This is a genomic window from Paenibacillus sp. 01L418, from assembly GCF_056400045.1.
Map to the genome: position 1 here is coordinate 1 of NZ_JBFTSN010000865.1, position 601 is coordinate 601.

Genomic DNA, 601 nt, shown 5'->3' on the forward strand with positions numbered 1-601 from the left:
CGGAAGAGACATTTGGCGAGGATCCATATCTTATCGGAGAATTGGCAGTAGCGGCAGTCGAAGGTTTGCAAGGGGAGTCCATCGCTTCCGATGATACCGTTATCGCTACACTCAAGCATTTCGCCGGCTATGGCAGCTCCGAAGGAGGACGCAATGCGGCGCCCGCTCGAATCGGTGCGAGGGAGCTTCTCGAAAAGGATTTGTTGCCATTCGAGCGAGCGGTGCAGGCCGGTGCGCTGTCAATCATGACGGCATACAACGAAATCGATGGCGTGCCATGCACGTCGAATCATGAGCTGCTTACCCAAACTTTGAGAGAAAAATGGGGATTCGACGGATTCGTCATTACCGATTGCGGAGCGATCAATATGCTTTGCGGCGGCCACCAAGTAGTAGAAAGTGAAGAGGATGCAGCATGCGCGGCGCTGCTTGCGGGTGTCGATATGGAAATGTCTGGCGAGAGCTTCGGCAAGCATTTGCTGCATGCCGTAAGAAATCAAAAGGTCTCTGTAGACGATATTGATCTTGCTGTGCGCCRCATCCTTCACCAGAAATTTGAGTTAGGTTTGTTCGAGCGACCATACGCGAACCCAGACAGGGC

At 53.2% G+C, this 601-nt stretch carries 1 protein-coding gene; it reads left to right on the forward strand.

Annotation, left to right across the window (positions count from 1 at the left end):
* Positions 1–601: glycoside hydrolase family 3 protein (locus AC1DSE_RS36180; protein WP_477529236.1), on the forward strand; the 601-nt coding region annotated here is incomplete at both ends.